9 protein-coding genes and 2 tRNA genes are annotated in these 6,836 nt (G+C 70.6%); 10 read left to right on the top strand and 1 reads right to left on the bottom strand.

Annotated elements, in window-relative coordinates; all coding sequences use genetic code 11:
- Positions 1–1,049 (bottom strand): M48 family metallopeptidase (locus tag HO151_RS03485; RefSeq protein ID WP_254594684.1); only part of this gene is annotated, 1,049 nt, incomplete at its 3' end.
- 101 nt (positions 1,050–1,150) lie between these two features.
- Between HO151_RS03485 and HO151_RS03480 the strand changes: the two genes are divergently transcribed.
- The 10 genes from HO151_RS03480 to HO151_RS03435 all read left to right on the top strand — a co-directional run bounded on the left by HO151_RS03480 (position 1,151) and on the right by HO151_RS03435 (position 6,690).
- Entirely contained in the window at positions 1,151–1,312 is a 162-nt protein-coding gene (locus HO151_RS03480) for a hypothetical protein (RefSeq protein ID WP_173894636.1), read from the top strand.
- A gap of 148 nt (positions 1,313–1,460) precedes the next feature.
- Positions 1,461–1,622, top strand: a complete 162-nt coding sequence (locus tag HO151_RS03475; protein WP_173894635.1) for a hypothetical protein — start codon at positions 1,461–1,463, stop codon at positions 1,620–1,622.
- Positions 1,623–1,669: 47 nt separating this feature from the next.
- Positions 1,670–2,344, top strand: a complete 675-nt coding sequence (gene nadD, locus HO151_RS03470) for a nicotinate-nucleotide adenylyltransferase (protein WP_173894634.1) — start codon at positions 1,670–1,672, stop codon at positions 2,342–2,344.
- A gap of 16 nt (positions 2,345–2,360) precedes the next feature.
- Positions 2,361–4,127 carry an LCP family protein gene (locus tag HO151_RS03465; RefSeq protein WP_173894633.1) on the top strand — a complete coding sequence of 589 codons (1,767 nt, stop codon included), beginning with the start codon at positions 2,361–2,363 and terminating at the stop codon, positions 4,125–4,127.
- Between the two features lie 186 nt (positions 4,128–4,313).
- Positions 4,314–4,760: a ribosome silencing factor gene (rsfS, locus tag HO151_RS03460; protein ID WP_173894632.1), complete on the top strand. Its 447-nt coding sequence runs from the start codon at positions 4,314–4,316 to the stop codon at positions 4,758–4,760.
- Positions 4,757–5,458, top strand: coding sequence for a histidine phosphatase family protein (locus HO151_RS03455; protein WP_254594683.1), 702 nt, complete (start codon positions 4,757–4,759; stop codon positions 5,456–5,458). Before rsfS ends, HO151_RS03455 begins: the two co-directional genes overlap by 4 nt.
- A gap of 263 nt (positions 5,459–5,721) precedes the next feature.
- Positions 5,722–5,794, top strand: a tRNA-Ala gene (locus HO151_RS03450).
- A 303-nt stretch (positions 5,795–6,097) separates the two neighbouring features.
- The gene (locus HO151_RS03445; RefSeq protein WP_173894631.1) at positions 6,098–6,280 is read left to right on the top strand and encodes a hypothetical protein; all 183 of its coding nucleotides are present in this window, start codon (positions 6,098–6,100) and stop codon (positions 6,278–6,280) included.
- Between the two features lie 3 nt (positions 6,281–6,283).
- Positions 6,284–6,517, top strand: a complete 234-nt coding sequence (locus tag HO151_RS03440; protein WP_173894630.1) for a hypothetical protein — start codon at positions 6,284–6,286, stop codon at positions 6,515–6,517.
- A 100-nt stretch (positions 6,518–6,617) separates the two neighbouring features.
- Positions 6,618–6,690, top strand: a tRNA-Ala gene (locus HO151_RS03435).
- Positions 6,691–6,836 lie beyond the last annotated feature (146 nt).

The following is a 6,836-nucleotide window of genomic DNA, read 5'->3' as shown; positions in this document are numbered from 1 at the left end:
CCACCGCCACCGCCCCCGGCGCCGCTCGCGAAGCCGCCGAAGCCGCGCCGCACCCGTCCGCCGAGGTCGCCCGCCCCGCCCGCTATGTCGCTGACCAGCTTCATCAGCGGGTCCTTGGAGTTCTTGACGTCCGTGGCGTAGCTGGCCGCCGACTGGCGGAAGGAGTCGGTGACCGACGTGTCGCCGTCCTCGTCGCGGCGCGGGTAGTGGCCGTCCATGATCCGCTGGTGGTCGCGGGACTCCGCCCACTTCTTCAGCTCGGCCGCCCGGACCGTGGTGAACGGGTGGGAGCGGGGCATCACGTTCAGGATCTTGAGCACGGAGTCGCGCAGGTCGCCGCCGGCCTCGTACTCCTCGGCCTGCGCCAGGAACGCGTCCACGTTCATCTCGTGCAGGTGGTTGCCGCCAGCGATCTTCATCAGGCCGCGCATCGAAGCCCGCAGATCCTGGCCGACCAGCAGGCCCGCCCGGTCCGCGGACAGCTCGGACTTGCGGAACCACTCACGCAGGGCGGTCACGATCGCCATGATCGCGAGGTTGCCGAGCGGGATCCACGCCACGCGCAGGGCGAGGCCGGTCAGGAAGAGCAGGATCGTGCGGTAGACGGAGTGGCCCGACAGCGCGTGGCCCACCTCGTGACCGATGACCGCCCGCATCTCCTCCTCGTCGAGCAGCTCGACGAGCCCGGTGGTGACCACGATGATCGGCTCGTCGAGGCCGATGCACATCGCGTTCGGCTGCGGGTCCTGGTTGACGTACATCGGCGGGACCTTCTCCAGGTCCAGGATGTAGCAGGCGTCGCGCAGCATCACGTTCAGGTGGGAGAACTGCATGTCGGAGACGCGCACCGAGTCCGACAGGAACAGCAGCCGCAGACTCCGCTCCGGGAGCAGGCCGCTGAGCGCCTTGAAGACCGTGTCGAAACCGCTGAGCTTGCGCAGGGCGACCAGGGCCGAGCGGTCCGCGGGGTGCTCGTACGCCCGGGAGGAGATCCCCTCGAAGCGCCTGCGCTGCCTGCTCGGTACGTTCTCGTGGCTGTCTTCCGGCATGTGGTCCCCCATGCGTCTGGTTGCCTGCTGTCCCCCTGAGGCGGGGTCCAGCCTAGGCGGAGTTACCGTGGACGGGCAGTACAGCGAAGGAGTAGGACGTCATGGAGCACATCCGAGGACACGGCCCCTGGCTCGCCGGGGCCGCGACCGCCGCCCAGGAGCAGGGGGCGGGCAATCTCCTCCGCGTCGTGCTGATCGTGATGGTCGTCGGCTGCGTGCTGGCGGCCTGGTTCCTGTTGCGCGGTTACAAACGGGACGACTGAGACCCCGCGGAAGGTTCCCGGTCCGGCGGGTCCGGCGATCGGACACCCGGCCGTCCCAACGGCGGAGTCGAAGTGATGGGGCAGAGGGCACCCGCTTACGATGTGCGGAAGTCCGCATCCCGCCTACACCGGATAGGTCCTGCCGAAGATGAGCTTCCCCAGCACCGCTGCCCAGTTGGTCACACTTGCCGCCGAGGGTGAGCACGGCGGCAACCACGAGAGCCTCAACCCCCTGCTGGTCGGCGGTGGAGCCTTCCTGGCGCTCCTGCTGCTGCTGTGGATCACCACCCGCTTCAACCGGGACCGCTGACGCCCGCGGGACAGAGCCCGCCGTCCGGGCCGGTAGGGTCTGCACGCATGGGAGAGCAGGACATGCCTACCGGTCCGGCGGGCGCCGCGGCGCACGGCGTACGGCGTGGCACCGGAAGGGGACCGTCGAACCCGGGCAAGCGCCGCCTCGGCGTCATGGGCGGAACGTTCGACCCGATCCACCACGGGCACCTCGTGGCCGCCAGTGAGGTCGCCGCGCAGTTCCACCTCGACGAGGTGGTGTTCGTACCGACCGGCCAGCCGTGGCAGAAGTCCGACCGCAAGGTCTCGGCGGCCGAGGACCGTTATCTGATGACGGTCATCGCGACGGCCGAGAACCCGCAGTTCTCCGTGAGCCGCATCGACATCGACCGCGGCGGCCCCACCTACACCACGGACACGCTGCGCGACCTGCGCGCGCTCAACCCCGAGACCGACCTCTTCTTCATCACCGGCGCCGACGCGCTCGGCCAGATCCTCACCTGGCGCGACGCCGACGAACTGTTCTCCCTCGCGCACTTCATCGGGGTCACCCGCCCCGGCCACATACTGACCGACACCGGCCTGCCGGAGGGCGGTGTCTCGCTCGTGGAGGTCCCCGCGCTGGCCATCTCCTCCACGGACTGCCGCATCAGGGTCGCGAAGGGCGATCCGGTCTGGTACCTGGTGCCGGACGGTGTGGTGCGCTACATCGACAAGCGTGAGTTGTACCGCGGCGAGTGAGCCGAGAGGGGCACCGGTGAACGACCGATACGACGCGGGGTACGGGGACGCCCCGTACGAGCTGGTCGGCTACGACGAGTTCGGGCAGCCTGTGTACCGGCAGGTGCCGCAACCGGGGCACTCCCCGCAGCACACCCCGCACACCGGACAGCAGGACGGGTACGGCGCGTACGACCCCTACGGCGGGCAGGCACAGGGACACGGCGGCCAGGGACAGGGGTACGGGCCGGACCACGGCGGGCAGTACGACCAGGGATACGCGCAGGGTTACGGGCAGGACTACGGGCAGGGCTACGGCTACGACCCGTACGCGACGGGCACGGCGGGACAGCAGGCGCCGCCCGTGGTGCCGTCGCACGGCACCGGTCAGCAGCCCCCCGCGGCCGGGCAGACCGCCTACATCCCGCAGCAGGCGGGACCTCCGGAGGTCGGCCCTCCGGAGGTCCCGGTCCCGGTCCCGGTCCCGGTCCCGGAACCGGCGCCGGAACCGGACGAGCAGCGGGACGCACCCGACTACCGCACCGAGCAGTTCGCGTTCGTCGAGGAGCAGCCCGAGAACTCCGAAGACGTCATTGACTGGCTGAAGTTCACCGAGAACCGCACCGAGCGGCGCGAGGAGGCCAAGCGCAGGGCGCGCGGCCGGATCGTCGCCCTCGGCGTCGTCCTCGCGCTGGTCGCGGTCGGCGGAGCCGGCTACCTCTGGTCCGCCGGAAAGCTCCCCGGGTCCTCCCCGGACCCGAAGCAGGGCGCGACCACCGCCGCCGGCGCCCAGAAGCGCGACGTGATCGTCGTCCACCTGCACAACACCAAGGGCGGCGACACCTCGACGGCCCTGCTCGTCGACAACACCACCACCGAGCAGGGCACCACGGTCCTGCTGCCCAACTCCCTCGCCCTCACCGACGACGACGGCACCGCGACCACCCTCTCCAAGTCGGTGGACGACGACGGTTCCTCGGGGACGCGCGACGAGCTCGACACCGTGCTCGGGACGGACATCGAGGGCACCTGGCGCCTGGACACGCCGTACCTCAACAACCTGGTCGAACTCGTCGGCAACATCGAGGTCGACACCGACACCGACGTGCCGGACCCCGACGCGAAGAAGAAGGGCGAGGCCCCGCTCGTCAACGAGGGCGAGGACCAGACGCTCAGCGGCAAGATGGCCGTCGCGTACGCCACGTACCGCGCCGCGGGGGAGTCGCAGAACGCGCAGCTCCAGCGGTTCGGGCAGGTCGTGCAGGGTGTGCTGCGCAAGCTGTCGTCCGACCCGCAGGCCGCGACGACCACCGTGCAGACGCTCGCGCAGATCCTCGACCCCTCGCTGACCGACGGCGACCTGGGCACGTTCCTCGCCAAGCTCGCGGACCGCGCCAAGGGAGGGGACTACAAGACGGCGCTGCTGCCGGTGCAGACGGACGGCAGGCTCAGCGCCGGGGCCGGCGACAGCGTGGTCAAGGACGTGCTCGGCGGCACCGCCAGGAGCCCCGAGAAGGGCGCGGCCGTCGAGGTCGGCATCCGCAACGCCACGGCCGACGAGGACGCCACCGAGAAGGCCCGGGTCGTCCTGCTCAACGGTGGCTACACCTTCGTCGACGGCGGTACGGCCGACGCCGCGCAGGCGGTGTCCGAGATCACCTACGCCGACGCAGCGAGGAAGCAGGACGCGGTGGAGGTCGCCAAGACACTGGGCCTGCCCACGAGCGCGGTGAAGAAGGGCGAGGTCGTCTCGAACGCGGAGGTGTCGGTGGTCCTGGGCCAGGACTACGAGGTGGGCGGGTAGGCCGCCCCGGGACGGGCCGCGCCGCCCGTCCCGGGAGGCGCGGGGACGCGCCCGGGACCGGGAGCTCCGGGCCCGCGGCCGGCGGATCCGGGTGATCCATTTATCGCGTGGGGGCCGTCGGTGGTCCGTGAGACCCTTGGGGTACGACCCCCCGGGGTTTCCTGACCGTCTACGGAAAGCCTTGTAGTGACCGCCACTGACCGCTCCACCGAGCTCATCAACACCGCCGCGCAGGCGGCCGCCGACAAGCTCGCGCACGACATCATCGCGTACGACGTCAGCGACGTGCTGTCGATCACGGACGCCTTCCTGCTGGCCTCCGCGCCCAACGACCGCCAGGTCAAGTCGATCGTCGACGAGATCGAGGAGCGGCTGAACAAGGAACTCGGCGCGAAGCCCGTGCGCCGCGAGGGCGACCGCGACGCCCGCTGGATCCTGCTGGACTACGTCGACATCGTGGTGCACGTCCAGCACAGCGAGGAGCGCGTGTTCTACGCGCTGGAGCGGCTCTGGAAGGACTGCCCCGAGCTCGACCTGCCCGAGGACGCCAAGGCCACCCGCGGCAAGGCCGCCGAGCACGCCGAGCTCCAGGACGCGGAGGACGCCGCCGAGCTGCGCGGAGAACTTCGATGACCGCCGGCCCGGACCGCCCGGCGCCGGACGACAGGCCGCTGTCCGAGGCCGGGCGGAAGGCGGGACGCGGACGCCGCGTCATCCTGTGGCGCCACGGCCAGACCCTGTGGAACGTGGAACGCCGCTTCCAGGGCACCACGGACGTCGAGCTGACCGGGACCGGCGTGGCCCAGGCCCGCCGCGCCGCCCGGCTGCTCGCCTCACTGAAGCCCGACGCGATCGTCGCCTCGGACCTGAAGCGCGCGGCCCACACCGCGAACGAGCTGTCCGTGCTCACCGGTCTCGACGTGGCCCACGACGAGGGGCTGCGGGAGACCTACGCGGGCGTCTGGCAGGGCCTGACGCACGAGGAGATCATCGAGCGGTACGGCGACCAGTACGCGGCGTGGAAGCGCGGCGAGCCCGTACGGCGGGGCGGCGGCGAACTGGAGACCGAGGTCGCCGACCGCGCGGCCCCCGTGGTGCTCCGGCACGCCGAGAAGCTCCCCGACGACGGCACGCTCGTGGTCGTCAGCCACGGCGGCACCATCCGCACCACCATCGGCCGCCTCCTCGGCCTGGACCCACCGCACTGGGAGAGCCTCGGCGGGCTCTCCAACTGCTGCTGGTCGGTCCTCGGCGAGGGCGCGCGCGGCTGGCGGCTCCTGGAGCACAACGCGGGCACCCTGCCGGAGCCGGTGCTGGGCGACGACGACTAGGGCCTCCGGCCGGGACAGGCGTACGTACGCCAGTACGCCCGTACGTACACCGGCCGGAGCGTCCTGGCCCGCCCCATCGCCCCGCTGCCCCGTCGCCCCGTTGGCGCGGTGCCCCGCCGGTCTGTCAGCCCGTCCGTCCGCCGGTCCGGCGGCGGAAGGGGCACCCGGCTCCCCGCCTCCCGGCACCGGATTTCACTTTCCGGCTGGTCGCAGGCTAAAGTTCTTCTTGTCCGGCCGCCGAGAAAGCGACCGGAACACCACAAGGGGCTATAGCTCAGTTGGTAGAGCGCCTGCATGGCATGCAGGAGGTCAGGAGTTCAATTCTCCTTAGCTCCACGGTCCGAGGATCCCGTCCCCTCCAGGGGGCGGGATTTCTCGTTCCCCCACCGGTGGCCGGCCCGCGCCCGCCCGCGTTCGCCGCACTCTTCCCGATCCGGCTCGGGTGACTCTTGAGTGACTTGGGCCTCCGGGGCGTATACCTCTTCGGACACGCCACGGGTCCGCGCGTTCGTGCCGGCCGCGATCGCCGTCACGGGGTCCGTGTCCACACTGGTACGAAGGCGTCGCTGACCGTATTGCTCCGACCGTGGCAGAATCAAACGGCCGGAAGGGGGCGCGACCCGACGGGAGGGAGTGGCGATGCCTGCGAGCATCCTCGGGGAGGTCGGCGACCTTCCCGGATCCGCGGTGACACGGGACCCGGTCATCCGCCCCGATCACCTCGACCGCCCTTCCCGCGGTTCGGCCCACGTCGCCCAAGTCCTCGGGGACAGCGGAGGAGTTTCCTACGTGTGCACGGCCTGCGGCCACAGCTGGAGCTGATCGATGGGTGCACACAGGCGCAAGTGCGATTGGTGCGGCAGTGGTACGCCCATCGTCCGCGACATGGAGCCGGTCAACCACGAGTACCAGTACTGGTGCGAGGAATGCGCGCGGGCGCTGATCATAAAAGGCGACCCCATCGAGACGTACCGCGAGCTGGAGGGGGAGCCGATCTACGGCCGGCTCCTCGACGAGCACTGCACGCTGAAGCGCTTCTACTCGTTCGCCACGGCCTGAGCGCGGTGCCGTCGGCGGCGACCGGAAACGATTTGGTGGAGCGCCGGGGGGACCGGTAATGTTGGCGTCGCCGCCGGGGAGACCCGGTGGGACACCGCAAGGGGCTATAGCTCAGTTGGTAGAGCGCCTGCATGGCATGCAGGAGGTCAGGAGTTCAATTCTCCTTAGCTCCACAGCAGTTCAAAGTCAGTAGCTCTGACACAGCAGTCGAAAGAGCGGGCCATCCGATCAGGATGGCCCGCTCTTTACTTGTACCTCCTGAGCCCTCGTCGATGCCCAGGCGCCCAGGCGTCGCGGCGGCCCGGAAGCCCGGGCCGCC

Source organism: Streptomyces sp. 8P21H-1 (genome assembly GCF_013302945.1).
The sequence above is the reverse complement of the archived record's forward strand: the minus strand, read 5'-3'. Positions and strand labels throughout refer to the sequence as shown.

Bases quoted from the DNA above. Each gene is read 5' to 3' on its own strand.
- HO151_RS03480 (WP_173894636.1), top strand. From the start codon at position 1,151: ATGGAGCACATCCGAGGACACGGCCCCTGGCTCGCCGGGGCCGCGACC.
- HO151_RS03475 (WP_173894635.1), top strand. From the start codon at position 1,461: ATGAGCTTCCCCAGCACCGCTGCCCAGTTGGTCACACTTGCCGCCGAG.
- nadD (WP_173894634.1), top strand. From the start codon at position 1,670: ATGGGAGAGCAGGACATGCCTACCGGTCCGGCGGGCGCCGCGGCGCAC.
- HO151_RS03455 (WP_254594683.1), top strand. From the start codon at position 4,757: ATGACCGCCGGCCCGGACCGCCCGGCGCCGGACGACAGGCCGCTGTCC.
- HO151_RS03445 (WP_173894631.1), top strand. From the start codon at position 6,098: ATGCCTGCGAGCATCCTCGGGGAGGTCGGCGACCTTCCCGGATCCGCG.
- HO151_RS03440 (WP_173894630.1), top strand. From the start codon at position 6,284: ATGGGTGCACACAGGCGCAAGTGCGATTGGTGCGGCAGTGGTACGCCC.